Consider the following 17,572-nt stretch of genomic DNA (forward strand, 5'->3'; position numbering starts at 1 on the left):
TGGCGGCATGCCGAGATCGGATAGCGCCCGCAACACGCGCGAGGATGTCGTCAGCGCGGCTCTAGGAATCCTGGACCAGCAGGGCCTCCCCGACCTGACGATGCGCCACCTGGCCACGACCCTCGGCGTCGCCGCCAGCGCCCTCTACTGGCACTTCCCCAACAAGCAGACCCTGCTCGCGGCGGTCTCGGACCGCATCATCGCGGGCGCCCGCCCGCCGGCCCCGGCCGACGACTGGCGATCCGCGGTCCGCGGGGAAGCCGCAGCGCTGCACGACGCACTACTGGCCTACAAGGACGGCGCGGAGGTCGTGTCGAGCACGCTGGCGTTGGGCTTGGGCGGGTCGGGCCTGCAGCGGCGGCTGGCCGTCGCGATCGGCGGGGGCGGCTTCGACGACCAGACCGCGGACCTGGCGGCCGAGACCATGGTCCATTTCATCGTGGGCCACGCCTTCCACCGCCAGCAGCGCATCCAGGCCGACAGCTTGGGCGCGGTCGCCGAGCCCCACTCCCTGGACCATGCGGATCCGACGGCGCCGCAGGCCTTCGACCTCGGCATCACGCTGCTCGTGGCCGGCCTGGAAAGCCAGGCCCGGTTGGCCGGCGGAGGGTGATTCTCGGAGCCGACATGCTTTGGCATGTACGTACGTGCCGAAGCAGGTGCGCTCCCGCGACGTCACCCCGCCCGCAGGCTGTGGATCGCTGGTGTTGATCAACACCAGCTCGCATACCAAACCCAGGTGCCCACGGGTCACCGCATTCGTGGCGCAACGACCGCGGCCCCCGCCCGAAGAAGGGCGAGGGCCGCGGTGTGCGACGGGAAGGTCAGGCGGCGCGGCGCTGGCGGAGCCAGAGGACCGGGCCGCTCGCCAGGTAGGCGACGACGATCGCGAAGAAGGTGATGCGGATGTCGAGCAGGCCGCCTACGACCGGGAGGAGCAGGACCCACGGCGGGAGTTTCACCAGGCGCGCCAGCTTGGCGTAGGGGAAGCTCGAGACCATCGCGAAGGCCAGCAGCGCCACGCCGGCGACGACCACCGTGCCGGAGACGGGCAGGCCGATCAGGACCGCCAGGGCCAGGACCGCGGCCGCCATCGTGGTCGGGACTCCGCAGAAGAAGCGGCCGTCCTTCGGCGAGACGTTGAAGCGGGCCAGGCGGATCGCGGCGCAACCGGCGACCAGGGCGCACGCCACCGCGGCGGCGGCCGTCGAGACCGTGCCGTGCAGGGACGCGTAGACCACCACCGGCGCCGCCAGGCCGAAGGAGCACATGTCGGCCAGGGAGTCCATCTGGGCGCCGAACGGGCTGGCCACGCCGAGGCGGCGGGCGAGGATTCCGTCGAGGCCGTCGAAGACCACGCAGGCGACCAGGCAGATCGCCGCGATCTGCACGTCGCCCTGCATGGCCAGGAAGATGGCCAGCAGGCCGAGGCCCAGGCTGGCCAGGGTGCAGCCGTTGACCAGGGCGAACTTCGCGCGGCGGGCCGCGGTGCGCTCGCCGGGGAGCAGGGGGATCGCCATGCCCGCGGCGGGTGCCGCCTCGCTCGGGCCGACCGCGGGGCTGACCGGCGCGATCGCCTGGATCTCGCGGACCGCCAGTGGGTCGATCGAGTGGCTGTCGGGGTGCACCACGGTCATCCGGGAACGCCGGCCGACCGCTCGCACTCGCATGACCTGCCGGGCGAGGGTGCCGCTGCGTCGCAGGCCCGGCCACCGGCGACCGCCGGGGCGTGGGCTGTCGAACGCGAGTCGCGGACTATCGGTGGTGATACGCCGACGCCAAGGGGCTCTCGGCACGTGGTCCTCCAGGTCCGGAATCGGATCTCCTTCGCCGCCAGAATCGAGCGACGACCGCCCGATCTTGCGGTCTACACCATCGCACAGATGGGGCTGATTGGCGAGACTCGTACACGGTTCAATCGGATGAACCAGCACGAATGAGACAGTTTTCACTTAGACGGCATAGCCGGCGGTTCGAGCTCTTGGCCCAACCACCGATTATACGGCCTAGGCGGCAACATTGGTGATTTGTGACGTCTGAGCAGCTCAGGCCACCCACGACCGCACCGCCACAGCGGCCACATCGGTCAGCGTCAGCGCCGGCAGCTCCCCGGGCGTGAACCAGCGCGCGTCGACCGTCGATCCCCCCACCTCGGCGACGCGCGGCTCGGTGGGCACGGCGACGTCGACCCGATAGACGACCCGCACCGCGTGCCAGTCGATCGGATAGCCCTCAGGACCCAGCGCACGCGGGTTGCGGTGATCCGAGACCGCCAGCAGCTCGACGATCTCGCCGACCTGGCCCGACTCCTCCGCCAGCTCGCGCAGCAACCCGGCCGCCGGCTGCTCACCGAAGTCGGTGCCGCCGCCGGGCAGGTGCCACTTGCCGGCCCCGGGAAAACCTTCAGAGATCCTGGTCAGGAGTACGCCGCGCGGCGAGGTCACCAACCCGTAAGCCGCGAAGCGCTGGCCGCGGTCGGTCCGCAGCGGTGGAGGCGGCAGCCGCCGGCCGAGCGGGTGTGGCGCGGCGAAGTCCAGCGGCACGACCGGCTGGCCGAGCAGCTCGGCGGTGAACGGCATCACGCGCAGGTCGGCCAGGTCCCGCTCGGCCACCCAGGCGACGTCGTCGCTCGTGCCGGCCACCTCGCGCCGCAGGGTGCCGCGGAGCACGCGGGCCTCGTACACGATCAGGTCGAAATGCCAGGAGACCTCGATGTCCCGGAGCTCGCGGACGGACGCCAGCGCGGTCAGCGGCCGGACGATCTCGATCTCCAGCCCGGTCTCCTCGCGGAACTCCCGGACCAGCGCGTCGGACGGCGCCTCGCCGTGCTCGAGACCGCCGCCGGGGATCTGCCATACACCCGGAAAATAAGACTTGTCGGACGCTCGGGCCAGTAGCACCCGATCTCCGTCCCGGCACAGCCCGTACGCGCCGATCCGGCGCCGTTGCTCCATGATCGGACGATCTTACGGCTGCGGCTGCTCCGGGAAGGCGGCGCGGACGGCGTCGGCGGTCACCTCGGTGATCGCGTCGTCAGGAAGGCCGCGGAGCTCCTCGACCGGGAACCAGCGGGCCGCGTCCGTGGAGCCGCCGACGTCGGCGACCTTGGGGATCACCGGGGTCTCGACGGCGACCCGGTAGAACGCGCGGACACCGTGCCAGTCGATCGGATAGCCCTCGGGACCGAGCGACGCCGCGTCGCGGTGGCTGGCCACGCCGAGCAGGGAGACCAAGCGGCCGGCCTGGCCGGTCTCCTCGACGAGCTCGCGGAGCAGGGCCTCGCCGGGCTGCTCACCGAAGTCGGTGCCGCCGCCGGGCAGGTGCCAGCAGCCGGCGCCCGGGTAGCCCGCGGCGACCCGGGTCAGCAGCACGCGGCCGGCCGGGTCGGTGGCGACCGCGTAGGCCGCGAAGCGCTGCGCGCGGTGCAGGCCGTCGGGACCGGGGGCGGCGTAGAACGACGGGAAGTCGGGCGTCTCGTCGGGGCGCATGTCGATCGAGCCGGGCGGCAGGCCGAGCGCGTTGGCCGTGAACGGGCGCAGCGGCAGGCCCTTGGCCTCGTCGAGGGTGTGCCAGCGGGCCAGGTCGGTGGGCTGGCCGACCCGGTCGACCAGGGTGCCGCCGCGCACCGAGGCGGCGTAGATCAACCGGTCGGTGTGGATGGTGACGCCGCGGTGCGGCAGGGCGCGCATGTCGGCGAGCACGTCGCGCAGGCCGGTCACGGTGATGGACAGGCCGGTCTCGGCGGCGCTCTCGCGGACGACCGTGTGGTTGGGGTCTTCGCCGTGATCGACCGCGCCGCCCGGAAGGGACCAGGCGCCCGGCGTGCCCGACCGGGTGGACGCCCGCACGAGCAGCACGCGGCCGCTGCCGCCGGTGCAGACGGCGTAAGCGGCGATGCGGCGGACAGGCTCGAGCGCGGGGGTCACAGAGGGAGATTCTTCCCGAATCACTCGACACCTCCGGGGCTGGAGTCGGATTGCTGACACTTGATCACCCGCAGGGGTCAAGTTTCAGGGTACGGCTCCGGGCGGTTCCCGAGGTAGGACCGTCCTGTCGGGTGGACCGTAGAAGCATGACGACGAGCGTGAACCCACCGTACAAACAGCTACGCCGGACCAGTGACGACAAGATCATCGCAGGTGTCTGCGGCGGCCTCGCCCGTTACTTCGGCGTCGACCCCGTGCTGATGCGGGTGATCTTCGCGGTCACCGTGGTCCTTACCGGCGGCCTGGCCCTGCTCGCCTACCCGGTGCTCTGGTTCCTGATGCCGGAGGCGCCGCCCGGGGCCGACGTGTGGCCGGGCGCGACCGGGCAGAACTGGCAGACCCAGACCCACGGCGCGAGCCCGTACCAGCCGCCGACCTACCAGCCGCCGGCGCCGGGCCCGCAGGCCGGGACCGGGACGAACGAAGGAGATGCGCCCCGCGCCTGACGGCGTGGGGTCACTCCCACTCGATGGTGCCCGGCGGCTTGCTGGTGACGTCGAGGACGACCCGGTTGACCTCGCGGACCTCGTTGGTGATGCGGGTCGAGATCCGGGAGATCACGTCATAGGGCAGCCGGGACCAGTCGGCGGTCATCGCGTCCTCACTGGACACCGGCCGGAGCACCACCGGGTGGCCGTAGGTGCGGCCGTCGCCCTGGACGCCGACGCTGCGCACGTCGGCCAGCAGCACCACCGGGAACTGCCAGACGTCGCGGTCGAGGCCGGCGGCGGTGAGCTCCTCGCGGGCGATCAGGTCGGCCGCGCGGAGCACCTCGAGCCGGTCGCGGCTGACCGCCCCGATGATCCGGATGGCCAGGCCCGGCCCCGGGAACGGGTGGCGCCAGACCATCGCGTCGGGCAGGCCGAGCGCGGTGCCGAGCGTACGCACCTCGTCCTTGAACAGGGTCCGCAGCGGCTCGACGAGTGAGAAGGCCAGGTCGTCGGGCAGCCCGCCGACGTTGTGGTGCGACTTGATGTTGGCGGTGCCGGTGCCGCCGCCGGACTCGACCACGTCCGGGTAGAGCGTGCCCTGCACGAGGAACTCGACGTCGCCCGCGGCGGCGACCTCGCGGGCCGCCTGCTCGAAGACCCGGATGAATTCGCGGCCGATGATCTTCCGCTTCTGCTCGGGGTCGGTCACGCCGTCGAGGGCGGCGAGGAAGCGGTCGGCCGCGTCGACCACCTTGAGCTTGACGCCCGTGGCGGCCACGTAGTCCTTCTCGACCTGCTCCGCCTCGCCGGCCCGCAGCAGCCCGTGGTCGACGAACACGCAGGTGAGCTGGTCACCGACGGCCTTGTGGACGAGCGCCGCCGCGACCGCGGAGTCGACGCCGCCGGACAGGCCGCAGATGACCTCCTTGTCGCCGACCCGTTCCCGGATCGCGGCGACCTGGTCGTCGATGATGTTGGCGGGCGTCCAGCTCGGCTCGATGCCGGCGATGTCGTAGAGGAACCGGGTCAGCACGTCCTGCCCGTGCGCGGTGTGCATGACCTCGGGGTGGAACTGCGTGCCGGCCCGCCGCCCGGCCAGGTCCTCGAACGCGGCCACCTGGGCGCCTGGCGTCGCGGCGGTGACGGTGAAGCCCTCCGGCGCCGCGGTCACGCTGTCGCCGTGGCTCATCCAGACCGGCAACGTCGACGGCAGGTCACGCAGCAGCACACCGGCCTCGGGGGCCACGCGCAGCTGGGTGCCGCCGAACTCCCGCTTGCCGGTGTGGGCGACCGTGCCACCGAGCGCCTGGGCCATCGCCTGGAAGCCGTAGCAGATGCCGAACACCGGGACACCGGTCTCGAACAGGTCGCTGGCGACCTGCGGGGCGCCCACCTCGTAGACGCTGGAGGGGCCGCCGGACAGGATGATCGCGACCGGGTCCTTGGCCAGCATCTCCGCGACCGGCATGGTGTGCGGCACGATCTCCGAGTAGACCTTGGCCTCCCGCACCCGGCGCGCGATCAGCTGTGCGTACTGCGCGCCGTAGTCGACGACGAGAACCGGGCGAGGCGTGGTCATGTGTCCGGAGTTTACCGACCGTGTCGGTGGCCCCGACGGGCGAGGACGGCGTGCGCACCCGGTCGGTAACCAAGGTCACCGCTCGCGCAGCGCCCCCGGTGCGTCGGCCGGTACGGCGGGGCGCACGGGCCACACGCGGGGCACCTGTGCGTAGTGCGAGCCCAGTGGCGGACGCGCGTCCGGCGAACCCTTGTTGGGCCAGAACGACAGCGCCCGCTCGGCCAACGCGGTGATCGTCAGCGACGGGTTGACGCCCAGGTTGGCCGGCACCGCCGCCCCGTCGACGACGTGCAGACCCGGGTGCCCGTAGACGCGCTGGTAGCCGTCGACGACCCCCGTGGACGGATCGGCCCCGAGCGCCGCGCCGCCGAGGATGTGCGCGGTCAGCGGGATGTCGAACGCCTCGGTCAGCGAGCCGCCGGGCACGCCGCCGATCTCCTCGGCCAGCAGCCGGGCGGCCGTGTTGCCGGCCGGCACCCAGGTCGGGTTCGGCGCGCCGTGCCCGGGCCGGCTGACGAGCCGGCCGCCGAACCGCCCCGCCCGCCAGTCCAGCGTCAGCGAGTTGTCGAGCGACTGCATGACCAGCGCGATCACGGTGCGGCGCGACCAGTCCCGCACCGACAGGGCGCGCAGGTAGGTCAGCGGCCGGGCCGCCAGCGTGGCCACCAGCCGCCGGACCCGGTGCGGGCCACCGTCGACCAGCGCCGACTGCAGCAGGCCCATCGCGTTGGAGCCGCGCCCGTAGCGGACCGGTTCGATGTGCGTACGCCCGTCGGGGTGGAACGAGCTCGTGATGGCAGCGCCCTCGGAGTAGTCGACGGCGCTGCGCCCCGGCACCGTGGCGCCGAGGATCGACTCGGAGTTGGTGCGCACCAGCGCGCCGAGCCGGGGCGACAGACCCGGCAGCGCCCCGCTCGCCCGCATCCGGTGCAACAGCGACACGGTCCCGAGCGCGCCGGCGGCAAACACGACCTGGTCGGCGTGCACAGTGCTCCGGCGCCGGCCACCCGTCCGCACGGTCTCGACCGCGTAACCGCCGGACGCGGGCCGCACCGCCACCACGGTGGTCAACGGCCGCACCTCCGCGCCGAACCGCTCGGCCAGCCACAGGTAGTTCTTCACCAGGCTGTTCTTGGCGCCGAGCCGGCAGCCGGTCATGCAGGCGCCGCAGTGCGTGCACCCGGTCCGCGCCGGCCCGGCACCGCCGAAGTAGGGGTCGGCCACCGTCTCGCCCGGCCGGCCGAAGTGGATGCCGACCGGCGTCGGGTGGAACGTCGCGCCGGCGCCCATCCGGTCGGCCACCGCGCGCATGGCCCGGTCGGCGGCCGTCGTACGCGGGTACGTCGCGACGCCCAGCATCCGTTTCGCCTGGTCGAAGTGGGGCGCGAGCTCGGCCTGCCAGTCCGCGATGCCGTGCCACTGCGGGTCGGCGTAGAGGTCGGGCAGCGGCTCGTAGAGCGTGTTGGCGTAGACCAGCGACCCACCGCCGACACCCGCCCCGGAGAGGACGAGCACCTTGTCGCCCCGCGACCGCCGGCCGGCCGGGCGCAGCACGCTGATCCGCTGGATGCCGAAGCAGCGCAGCCGGGGTGCCCAGAGGAAGCGGTGCAGGCGCCAGGACGTGGCGGGCAGCTCGTCGTCGGCGAACCGCCGCCCGGCCTCCAGCACGAGCACCGAATAGCCCTTCTCCACCAGGCGCAACGCGGCCACCGAGCCGCCGAAGCCCGATCCGATGACGACCACGTCGTACCGCATGCCCTCATCATTACCGACCGGTAACTATTGCGCCATCGCGAACTTCCGTCATCATTTCGGCGTGACAGAGGCGGGGAACGGCGCGATCGGTCAACGGTTCGGCGGACGCAGGGCCCTGCTGGTGGTCGCGGCGGCGGTCGTCGCGGTGCTGCTCATCGGCGGCGTGGTGTTCGCGGTGACCCGCGGCGGCGACCCGGCTCCCCCGGCGGCCGCGCCAGGGACGTCGAACCCGCCGGCCGAGAGCGCGCCGACGCCGAGCCCCACGCCGACCGTCCAACCCGGAGCGGACATCAAGGGACCGCTCGACATCCTGCTGGTCGGGGTCGACACCCGGGTCTCCGTGCCCGGCTGGGAGCCACACGCCGACGCGGTGCTGATCCTGCACGTGACCGAGAACCTCGACCGCGGCTACCTGTTCTCGCTGCCCCGCGACCTGGTCGTCGACATCCCGCGGTTTCCGAAGTCGGGCTACAGCGGCGGGCGGACCAAGCTGACCCACGCGATGAGCTACGGCAGCCGGCGCGGCAAGGGCGAGCCGTCGGCGACCCAGGGTTTCGAGCTGCTGCGCCAGACGGTCAGCCGCTACACCGGGATCAAGACGTTCCAGGCCGGCGCGATCCTCAACTTCGGCGGCTTCTCGAAGCTGGTCGACGAGCTCGGCGGCGTCGACATGTACGTGGACCAGAAGGTGGTGTCGCAGCACCGCCAGCCCAACGGCAAGCCGCGGACGCTGCGCGGGGGTGGCTACGTCGGCCCCCAGGCGACCTACAACCCGGGCAACCGGCACTTCGCCGGCTGGCAGGCGATCGACTACGCGCGGCAGCGCTACACGGCCGGCGGCGACTACACCCGGCAGCGCCACCAGCAGCAGCTCATCAAGGCGATCCTGGCCAAGGCCATGTCGACCGGCCTGCCGACCGACGCGGCCGGGATCGAGCGGCTGTTCAAGGCGCTGGGCAACTCGGTCGACGTGATCGCCGGCGAACGCACCCCGATCGAGTACGGCTTCGCCCTGTCGAAGCTGGGCCCGGCGAACCTGACGCTGGTCGCACTGCCCGGCGCGAGCGTCGGTCGGGGCAGCGGCTACCGCGGCGAACAGCTGACCTCGGTCGGCCGCGGGTTCATCAGTCAGCTCCGGGCCGGCAAGGCCGACGCCTATCTCAAGGCCAACCCGAAGCTGGTGGTCAAGCGCTAGCCGGCGGGCTTCGGCGGGGCGGTTTTCGAGGTCAGCCAGGTCATCAGGAACTCGCGCAGCGGCTTGCCGGAGATCCGCTCAGCCAGGGCGATGAACTCGTCGGTGGTCACGCTGGCGTTGCGCTTCTGGGCCGTCCACTCCTTGAGGATCCGGAAGAACGTGTCGTCGCCGACCTCGAGGCGCAGCGCGTGCACGGCGACGCCGCCGCGGACGTAGACGGAGTTGCCGAACAGCCCCGCCGTGCCCGGGTCGTAACTCGGGTCGGTCCAGTTGACGCTGGCGTACGCCCGGTCGAAGGAGGTCTGCACCGGCGTGCCGGTGTCGTGCTCGGCCCACAGCCACTCCGCGTAGGTCGCGAAGCCCTCGTTGAGCCAGATGTCCTTCCAGGCGCCGATCGACACGCTGTCGCCGAACCACTGGTGGGCCAGCTCGTGCGCGACCACCCACTCACTGCTCGAGGTCGAGAAGAACGAGTCGCTGTAGACCGGCCGCGACTGGGTCTCCAGCGCATAGCGGATCCGGTCGTCGTCGACCACGATGCCGCCGTACGCGTCGAAGGGGTAGGGCCCGAACTGGGTGGCCAGGAAGTCGGCGACCTCGCCGGTGCGGGCCATCGCCCGGTCCGCGTCGGAGTCCTTGGCGATCGTGTTGGCGACGGCGTTGACCAGCGGCTTGCCCGCGTGGGTGCCCGTGGTGACCCGGTAGTCGCCGATCACCATCGTGGTCAGGTAGCTGGCCAGCGGCTCGTTCTCGGTCCACCGCCAGGTGGTCCAGCCGCCCTGCGTGGACTTCTCGCCGGGCACGCCGTTGCTCAGCGCGGCGATCCCGTCCGGCACGGTCATCTCCACCGCGAAGGTGGCCTTGTCGCGCGGGTGGTCGTTGACCGGGTACCAGCTGCTCGCCGACTCCGGCTGCCCGAGGGCGATCGCGCCGGTCGGAGTGGCCAGCCAGCCGCCCGTGCCCAGCTCGGGGCTGGTGATCGGCTGCGGCACCCCGGCGTAGGTCACCACCGTCGTGAACGTGGCGTCCTTGCGCAACCCGCTGCCCGGCGTGACGACCAGCTCGTCGGTCTCGCGCTTCTGCTCGGCGGCGGCACCGTCGACGGTCACGGCGGAAACCTCGGGGCCGCGGAAGTCCAGGTTGAACCGCGACAGGTTCTGGGTGGCGGTCGCGGTGATCGTCGTCGTGCCCTCGAGCCGATCGCTGGCCGGGTCGTAGCGCAGCTTCAGGGCGTAGTTGGTGACGTCGTAGCCACCGTTGCCGTAGGTCGGGAAGTAGGGGTCGCCGATGCCCGCCGCTCCCGGGGAGAAGTCCTCCCCGGCCTGGCCGGAGTCGGTGCAGGCGGCCGCGCCGCCGATGGTCAGGGTCGCCAGGACGGCGATGGCAGCTCGCCTGATCATCATCACCAGAGCCTATTCTTCCGGGGTCACGACCGCGTCTCAGGACGCGGCCTCTGCGCGGAGAAGCGTTGCACCACGAACAGCAAGAGGAGCGAAAGCAGCCCGGCGTTGCGGTTGACCAGCGTCAGCAGGATCGCGAGCGCGAACACGGCGGTGGTGCCGACGGTCGGCAGGATCTGGTCGCGCAGCGAGCGGGGGTCGTCGGGGTCGCGCAGTTCCGGGTGCATGGCGATGTACCACGCCTGGCACAGCATCAGCGCGCCGATGCCGAAGAGCACGAGCAGGTAGAAGATGGCCGCGCCCGCGTCGTTGGCCTCCGTGGAGAACAGCCGGGCGGTCGGGTACGGCAGGAAGACGATCAGCAGCAGCCAGAGCGTGTTGATCGTGAGCAGGCGCTCGTCGAGGTCCACCAGGTAGGCCCACAGCCGGCGGTGCGCGCCCCAGAATTGCGCGATCACGAGGAACGAGACCACGAACCCGAACGCCTGCGGCGCGAACCGGTCGAGCTGGTGGAGGATCGGCTCCTCCGGGTCGTCGGTGGCGATGTCCACCAGCGGCAGCACGAGCAGGGTCAGCGCGATCGACATGACGGCGTCACTGAAGCTGACGGCGCGGTCGAGGGTTCGACCGCGCCGTTCGCGTTCCGAGGCCGGGGTGCCCGCTGGATCGGACATAAGCCCCAGTATGGCGGCTACCGGTCGATGACCAGGCCGACCTTCTGGAACTCCTTGAGGTCGCGGTAGCCGCACTTGGCCATCGCGCGCTTGAGGCCACCGAACAGGTTGAGCTGCCCGTCGGGGTCGTCGGCCGGGCCGAACAGCAGCTGCTCGAGGCTGCCCAGGGGCGGTCCGGCCACGCCGAAGGCGCCGCGGGGCAGCTTCGGGTGGCTCGACACGGAGTGCCACCAGGCGCCGTTGGCCGGGGCCTCGCTGGCCTGGGTGAGCGGCTCGCCCAGCATCACCGCGTCGGCGCCGCAGCCCAGGGCCTTGGCGATGTCGCCGGAGGTCTGCACGTCGCCGTCGGCGATCAGGTGCACGTAGCGGCCGCCGGTCTCGTCGAGGTAGTCGCGGCGGGCCGCGGCCGCGTCGGCGATCGCGGTGGCCATCGGCACCCGGATGCCCAGCACGGTGTCGGTGGTCGACCACTCGTCGGCGCCCACCCCGACGATCACGCCGGCCGCGCCGGTGCGCATCAGGTGCAGCGCGGTCTTGTAGTCGGTGCAGCCGCCGACGATGACCGGCAGGTCGAGGTCGGCGATGAACTCCTTGAGGTTGAGCGGCTCGTCGGTGGTCGACACGTGCTCGGCCGAGACCAGCGTGCCCTGGATGACCAGGATGTCGACGCCCGCGTCGAGGATCACCGGGGCCAGCGCCAGCGTGTGCTGCGGCGAGACCCGGACCGCGACCGTGACGCCGCCCTCGCGGATCTCGCGGACCCGCTCGCCGATCAGCTCGGGGCGGATCGGCTCGGCGTAGACCTCCTGGAGGCGGCGGGTGGCCGGCGAGTCCTCGTCGAGCCCGGCCAGCTCGTCGAGGATCTTGCGCGGGTCCTCGTAGCGGGTCCACAGGCCTTCGACGTTGAGCACGCCGAGACCGCCGAGCTGGCCCAGGGCCACGGCCGAGGCCGGGCTCATCGTGGCGTCGCTCGGGTGCCCCACGCAGGGGATCTTGAAGGGGTACGCGTCGAGCTGCCACGCCGTCGACACGTCGTCGACGTCGCGGGTGCGACGGCTGGGCACGATCGCGATGTCGTCCAGGTGATAGCCGCGCTGCGCGGTCTTCCCCAAGCCGATCTCGACCACGTCACGCACGGGGGCTCCTAGTTGTTAGCGGCTGTGGTAGTTGGGGGCCTCGACGGTCATCTGGATGTCGTGCGGGTGGCTCTCCTTGAGGCCGGCCGCGGTGATCCGGATGAGCTGGCCGCGCCGGTGCATCTGCTCGATGTCGGGGGCGCCGACGTAGCCCATGGCCGCGCGCAGGCCGCCGATGAGCTGGTGGGCCACCCGGGACAGCGGGCCGCGGTAGGGCACCTGGCCCTCGACGCCCTCGGGCACGAGCTTGTCCTCGCTGAGCACGTCGTCCTGGAAGTAGCGGTCCTTGGAGTAGGACCGGCCCTGGCCGCGGGACTGCATCGCGCCCAGCGACCCCATCCCCCGGTAGGTCTTGAACTGCTTGCCGTTGACGAAGATCAGCTCGCCCGGGCTCTCCTCACAGCCCGCCAGCAGGCTGCCCAGCATGACCGAGTGGGCGCCGGCCACGATCGCCTTGGCGATGTCGCCGGAGAACTGGATGCCGCCGTCGGCGATCACCGGCACACCGGCGGGGCCGGCGGCCCGGGTGGCCTCCATGATCGCGGTGATCTGCGGCACGCCCACGCCGGCCACCACCCGGGTGGTGCAGATCGCGCCCGGGCCGATGCCGACCTTGACCGCGTCGGCGCCGGCCTCGACGTGGGCCTTGGCGCCCGCGTAGGTCGCCACGTTGCCGCCCACGACCTCGACCTGGGTCTCGCGCTTGAGCCGGGCGACCATCTCCAGCACGTTGCGGCTGTGGCCGTGCGAGCTGTCGACCATCAGCACGTCGACACCGGCGTCGATGAGCAGCCGGGCGCGCTTGTAGGCCTCGTCGCCCACGCCGATCGCCGCGGCGACCCGGAGGCGGCCGGCGTCGTCCTTGGTGGCGTTGGGGTACTGCTCGCTCTTGGTGAAGTCCTTGACCGTGATCAGACCGCGCAGCCGGCCGCTCTCGTCGACCAGCGGCAGCTTCTCGACCTTGTGCTGGCGCAGCAGCCCCAGGGCCTCGTCCTTGGTCACCCCGACGCCGGCCGTGACCAGCGGCATCCGGGTCATCACCTCGTGCACCGGGGTGTTGCCGTTGGTGACGAAGCGCATGTCGCGGTTGGTCACTATGCCCACCAGCGCGCCCGCGTTGTCGACCACCGGGACGCCCGAGATGCGGTAGCGCCCGCAGAGGGCGTCGACGTCGCGGATGGTGTCGTCGGGGCTGCAGGTCACCGGATTGGTGATCATGCCCGCCTCGGACCGCTTGACGAGGTCGACCTGGAGCGCCTGGTCTTCCATCGACAGGTTGCGGTGCAGCACGCCGATGCCGCCGTTGCGGGCCATCGCGATCGCCATGCGGGCCTCGGTGACCGTGTCCATCGCGCTGGACATCAGCGGGATGCCGAGACGCACGTTGCGGGTGAGCAATGTGCCGGTGGACACCTGGCTCGGCACCACGTCGCTCTCGCCGGGTTGCAGCAGCACGTCGTCGAAGGTCAGGCCGAGCGGCACGGCGGCCGCGGAGCCGGCTCCCGGGTCTCCGAAGGTGCCGACCGGCAGGTCGTTGACGGGCGAGTTGTCCATGGTTTGTCCCCTCAGCGGCGCGATAGGTCATCCTACCCGCGCAGGCGTGCGGACCGGCCGGCGCGCCCTCCTGCGGGCAGGCGCGCTGGGCCGGAAAACGACTACGGTGGGAAGGGTGAACGACGAGCCCATCGATCCGTTCAAGGACGACCCCACCGCGGGGCTCTCCGACGACGCGGGCGACGACGACCCGAGCCTCGACCCGTTGACCGAGGTCGAGCGGCAGGACGTGCTCGAAGACCTGGCCGACCTCGAGGTTTACCAGGCCCTGCTCGGGCCGGTCGGGATCCGCGGGCTGGTCATCGAGTGTGAAGACTGCCACGAGCCGCACTACTTCGACTGGGACCTGCTCCGCGGCAACCTGCGCCACCTGCTGACCTCAGGCCGGCCGCGGGTGCACGAGCCGGCCTACGACCCCGACCCCGACCACTACGTGACCTGGGAATACGCCAAGGGCTACGCCGACGGTGTGCACGACACCCTGGCCGACGAGGCCGACGATCCCGAGCCGCCCGGACGGCCGGGCAGCTCGGGATCATGATCGTCACCCGCTAGGGGTGTCTCGTGGATCAGGGTGGTGCCCCGGCGAGGTCCAGACGGCGTCCGGGCGTGCGCGGAGGTGGGGCGGATACCGGTGTTGTATCCGGCCCACCTCCGCGTGCGGTCGGTCGTCGTCTGGGCCCGGCGGGGTGCCGGCCTGATCCACGAGACACCCCTACGGACCGGCCAAGGAGAGGGGTGCGGCCGGTCCGCGCGCGGGATCAGGCCACGAGGCCCGACCGGAAGCCCGCGGCCACGGCGTGCGCTCGGTCGCGCGCGCCCAACTTGCGAAACAGTCGCCGGGCGTGGGTCTTGACCGTGTCCTCCGACACGAACAGCTCACGCCCGATCTCGGCATTGCTCTTGCCGTCGGCCATGCCCCGGAGCACCTGGAGCTCCCGTTCGGTGAGCGCGGCGCGCCGGGCGACCGGCTCCTCGCGCCCGCCGTAGCGGTTGACCGGGTCCGACTGCGGGCCGAAGTAGCGACCCTCCTCGGCGTTGTCGCGGACGTCCATGCCGGGCCCCGCGTCGCCGCGCTGCACGGGCACGACGGCGGACGTGGACTCGGCCAGGCCGATCTGTGGGTGTCCGGCACCCACGCCGGCCTGCATCCGCATGGGCCCGGCGTTGCGGCTGGCGCCCGCGCCGGCGAGCCCGCCGACCGCGGCCGGCACCCGGCCCGCGACGCAGAGCAGCAGCACGGCCTTGGCCACGACGCTGACCAGGTCCTGGTCGCCGCCCTGGATCAGGGCCCGGGCGCCGGCGTTGACGGCGGCGGCCGCGATCCGCGGGTCTTCCGACCCGAAGAGCACGATCGTCGCGCCGGGCGCCCGCCCCAGCACCCGCTGGGTGAATCCGACGGTGTCCGGTCTGGTGACGGCTGTGTCCGCGAGCACCACATCTGCTGGGCGCTCGGCCAGACGGAGCAATACCTCGGGCTCGGATACCGCAGTTCTGACGGCGCCGGCTACTCCGAGCCGGGCCGCCGCCGCATTGACGTTCTGCGCGGCCTGCGATGTCCGAACGCAAACGAGGACAGTACGCACGGTGGTCCTCCTCTCCTCATAGAAGAGGACCACGACGCGCTGAGATCATTACGGCGTTTCAGTGGAAAGAACAGGAAAGTTCCGGACAGTTCGCCACGCCGATGCGGTAGGTGCGCGCAACGAATCGATCAGGCACGTGTGAGGTGACATCCCCGGGGGTAGTGACAGCCCTAGTCCAGTACGGCGCGGAGGCGCGCGGGAAAGGAGGGGTGCCGATGTCCAACGTACGCAGGCTGCCCGGGCCCATCGACGAGCGTTGGGATTGGCAGCGGCTAGGCGCCTGCCGGGGCCGTGACAGTGCCCAGTTCTTCCATCCCGACGGTGAGCGCGGCTCGTCCCGCAACCGACGGGAGATGAAAGCGAAGTCGGTGTGCGTCACCTGCCCGGTGCGCGCCCAATGTGCCGCGCACGCCCTCTCGGTGCGCGAACCCTACGGAGTCTGGGGCGGGTTCTCCGAGTCCGAACGGCTTCGCCTGCTGGCTGTGGGCTGGGAAGACCTGGCCGACCGCCGGCAGACCACGGTCGACGTCGAGCGGCTCGAGGCGCGCCTCGGTCGCCCGCACAAGTCAACGGTGCCGGCTGTCCGGCCGACCCCCGCGCCGGCCCAGCGCCGCGCCAGCTGAACCCCCCTTTCATTCTTCCGGTCCGGGACCCCCGTCAGGGACCCGGACCGGTTTTTTATGCCACGGTGACCGTGACCTCGTGGTAGCCGGTGGCCCCGTCGGGGAGCACGTCGGCCGGCTGCGAGGTCTGCGTCGCTCCCGTCTTGTCGGTCGCCCGCACCCGCAGCGTGTGCTCCCCGGCGGTGGCCTCCCAGTTCCACACCCACTGCACCCAGGTGTCGTCGGAGACGGCGCCGGCCAGCCGGGCCTCGTTCCACGGTCCGTTGTCGACCTGCACCTCGACCCGGGCGATGCCACGGTGCTGGGCCCAGGCCACGCCCGCGACGGTGACCGGGCCGGCGGCGAGGTCGTTGCGGCCGCGCGGAGTGTCGATCCTGGACTGCGTCTTGATCGGGCCCTGCGCCGACCAGCCCCGCGGCACCCAGTAGGCGTCGTAGTCCGCGAAGCTCGTCAGCTCGAGCTCGACCACCCATTTGCACGCTGAGACATAGCCGTACAGGCCGGGCACGACCACGCGTACCGGGAAGCCGTGTTCGACGGGCAGCGGCGCGCCGTTCATGCCGACGGCGAGCATCGCGTCCCGCCCGTCGCGCAGCACTTCCGTCGGCGTGCCACAGGTCCACCCGTCCGCTGAGCGTCCTACCACCTGGTCGGCCCCGTCGAGCGGCTGCGCCTCGTCCAACAGACCTTTCAGGGGTACGCCGAGCCAGCGCGCGTTGCCGATCAGGTCGCCGCCGACCTCGTTGGAGACGCAGGCCAGCGTCACGTAGCGCTCGATCATCGGCCGCGCCAGCAGGTCGGCGAAGCTCAGCCGGATCTCGTTGCGCACCCGCCCGTGGATCCGCAACGTCCACTCCTGGGGGTCGACCTGGGGCACGACCAGCGCGGTGTCGATCCGGTAGAAGGCGTCGTTGGGCGTCACGTAGGACGACAGCCCGGCCAGCCGCAGGTCGGCGCCGGCCGGCACCTCGGGGGCCGGGGTGGCCGGGGCCGGCAGGCGGACCTCGGCGCGGGCTGCGGTCACGCTGCGCCGGGTCGACAGCCACCGGCCGGCGAACCCGAGCGCGGCCGCGCCGGCGATGAACAGCAGCCCGCCGCGCAGGAACCGGCGCCGCCCGGCGACCGCCTCCTCTTCCTCCTGGACGGACGGCGCCACGATCTCGGTCACCTCGGCCGGCGCCAGCGGCCCGACCACCAGCAGCCAGAGCGTGGCGCCGGCGGCGGCCGCGCCGAACAGCGCCGGCAGGGCGGCCGCCGGTCCCGCGTCCGGGCGGGTCAGCGCGGCGGCGACCCCGACCGCGGCGAACAACCCGATGCCGGCGAAGCCGACGGCGAGCCACCGCACGGACAGCGCGCCGATCACCGCGGCGAACAGGCCCAGCAGCACGGCCGTACCGACCAGCAGGGCGGTCTTGTCGTGCACGCCGAACAGGGTGATCGCGAACTGCTTGAGCGGCTCGGGCACGTGGTCGACCACGACGCCGCCGACGGCGACCAGCGGGGCGCTGCGCGACCCGGTCAGCACGGCGACCACCTCGGCCAGGCCGAGCGCGACGGCGGCGGCCGCCACACCGGCCAGCGCGCCGAACTTCCACGACTTGCGTGTCACGCCCGCAAGTGTGGCCCTACAAAAAGATCCGCGCGACCGGGGTC

The 17,572-nt window shown here is 72.0% G+C and carries 16 protein-coding genes; 5 read left to right on the forward strand and 11 right to left on the reverse strand.

Going from position 1 to position 17,572, the window contains the following annotated elements:
* Positions 1-7 precede the first annotated feature (7 nt).
* A complete protein-coding gene (locus O7635_RS04515; RefSeq protein WP_278079150.1) occupies positions 8-613 on the forward strand; it encodes a TetR family transcriptional regulator in 606 nt (201 codons plus the stop codon).
* A gap of 211 nt (positions 614-824) precedes the next feature.
* On the opposite strand, the gene O7635_RS04520 is transcribed toward O7635_RS04515, so the two are convergent.
* From O7635_RS04520 to O7635_RS04530, 3 genes are all read right to left on the reverse strand, one after another.
* Positions 825-1,703, reverse strand: coding sequence for a CDP-alcohol phosphatidyltransferase family protein (locus tag O7635_RS04520; RefSeq protein WP_278085365.1), 879 nt, complete (start codon positions 1,701-1,703; stop codon positions 825-827).
* A 342-nt stretch (positions 1,704-2,045) separates the two neighbouring features.
* Positions 2,046-2,954 (reverse strand): NUDIX domain-containing protein, encoded by a 909-nt coding sequence (locus O7635_RS04525; RefSeq protein WP_278079151.1) that lies wholly within the window; start codon positions 2,952-2,954, stop codon positions 2,046-2,048.
* A gap of 12 nt (positions 2,955-2,966) precedes the next feature.
* On the reverse strand, positions 2,967-3,926 hold the full coding sequence (locus O7635_RS04530) for an NUDIX domain-containing protein (RefSeq protein WP_278079152.1): 960 nt from the start codon (positions 3,924-3,926) through the stop codon (positions 2,967-2,969).
* 146 nt (positions 3,927-4,072) lie between these two features.
* On the opposite strand from O7635_RS04530, the gene O7635_RS04535 reads away from it, so the two are divergent.
* Positions 4,073-4,432: a PspC domain-containing protein gene (locus tag O7635_RS04535; protein WP_278079153.1), complete on the forward strand. Its 360-nt coding sequence runs from the start codon at positions 4,073-4,075 to the stop codon at positions 4,430-4,432.
* 10 nt (positions 4,433-4,442) lie between these two features.
* On the opposite strand, the gene guaA is transcribed toward O7635_RS04535, so the two are convergent.
* Both guaA and O7635_RS04545 read right to left on the reverse strand, forming a co-directional pair.
* The gene (gene guaA / locus O7635_RS04540; protein ID WP_278079154.1) at positions 4,443-5,996 is read right to left on the reverse strand and encodes a glutamine-hydrolyzing GMP synthase; all 1,554 of its coding nucleotides are present in this window, start codon (positions 5,994-5,996) and stop codon (positions 4,443-4,445) included.
* A 75-nt stretch (positions 5,997-6,071) separates the two neighbouring features.
* Positions 6,072-7,751 carry a GMC family oxidoreductase gene (locus O7635_RS04545; protein WP_278079155.1) on the reverse strand — a complete coding sequence of 560 codons (1,680 nt, stop codon included), beginning with the start codon at positions 7,749-7,751 and terminating at the stop codon, positions 6,072-6,074.
* 61 nt (positions 7,752-7,812) lie between these two features.
* Here O7635_RS04545 and O7635_RS04550 point away from each other — a divergent pair, with 61 nt between their 5' ends.
* Positions 7,813-8,946 (forward strand): LCP family protein, encoded by a 1,134-nt coding sequence (locus tag O7635_RS04550; RefSeq protein ID WP_278079156.1) that lies wholly within the window; start codon positions 7,813-7,815, stop codon positions 8,944-8,946.
* On the opposite strand, the gene O7635_RS04555 is transcribed toward O7635_RS04550, so the two are convergent.
* Genes O7635_RS04555 through guaB form a run of 4 tightly spaced genes read right to left on the reverse strand, consistent with a single transcriptional unit; the run spans position 8,943 to position 13,710 of the window.
* Positions 8,943-10,346, reverse strand: coding sequence for a M1 family metallopeptidase (locus O7635_RS04555; protein ID WP_278085366.1), 1,404 nt, complete (start codon positions 10,344-10,346; stop codon positions 8,943-8,945). The genes O7635_RS04550 and O7635_RS04555 overlap by 4 nt on opposite strands.
* A 26-nt stretch (positions 10,347-10,372) precedes the next feature.
* Positions 10,373-11,020: a TMEM175 family protein gene (locus O7635_RS04560; RefSeq protein WP_278079157.1), complete on the reverse strand. Its 648-nt coding sequence runs from the start codon at positions 11,018-11,020 to the stop codon at positions 10,373-10,375.
* A gap of 17 nt (positions 11,021-11,037) precedes the next feature.
* A complete protein-coding gene (locus O7635_RS04565; protein ID WP_278079158.1) occupies positions 11,038-12,156 on the reverse strand; it encodes a GuaB3 family IMP dehydrogenase-related protein in 1,119 nt (372 codons plus the stop codon).
* A 15-nt stretch (positions 12,157-12,171) separates the two neighbouring features.
* Positions 12,172-13,710, reverse strand: coding sequence for an IMP dehydrogenase (gene guaB / locus O7635_RS04570; RefSeq protein WP_278079159.1), 1,539 nt, complete (start codon positions 13,708-13,710; stop codon positions 12,172-12,174).
* A gap of 115 nt (positions 13,711-13,825) precedes the next feature.
* Between guaB and O7635_RS04575 the strand changes: the two genes are divergently transcribed.
* Complete coding sequence (locus O7635_RS04575; RefSeq protein ID WP_278079160.1) at positions 13,826-14,251, forward strand: DUF5319 domain-containing protein; 426 nt, start codon at positions 13,826-13,828, stop codon at positions 14,249-14,251.
* Positions 14,252-14,471: 220 nt separating this feature from the next.
* Here the strand turns inward: O7635_RS04575 and O7635_RS04580 are convergent, their stop codons facing one another.
* Positions 14,472-15,296: a response regulator transcription factor gene (locus O7635_RS04580; protein ID WP_278079161.1), complete on the reverse strand. Its 825-nt coding sequence runs from the start codon at positions 15,294-15,296 to the stop codon at positions 14,472-14,474.
* Positions 15,297-15,511: 215 nt separating this feature from the next.
* Here O7635_RS04580 and O7635_RS04585 point away from each other — a divergent pair, with 215 nt between their 5' ends.
* A complete protein-coding gene (locus O7635_RS04585) occupies positions 15,512-15,919 on the forward strand; it encodes a WhiB family transcriptional regulator (protein WP_278079162.1) in 408 nt (135 codons plus the stop codon).
* A gap of 55 nt (positions 15,920-15,974) precedes the next feature.
* On the opposite strand, the gene O7635_RS04590 is transcribed toward O7635_RS04585, so the two are convergent.
* Entirely contained in the window at positions 15,975-17,528 is a 1,554-nt protein-coding gene (locus O7635_RS04590) for a molybdopterin-dependent oxidoreductase (RefSeq protein WP_278079163.1), read from the reverse strand.
* Positions 17,529-17,572 lie beyond the last annotated feature (44 nt).

The sequence above is a fragment of the Asanoa sp. WMMD1127 genome (assembly GCF_029626225.1).
Taxonomy (GTDB): domain Bacteria; phylum Actinomycetota; class Actinomycetes; order Mycobacteriales; family Micromonosporaceae; genus Asanoa.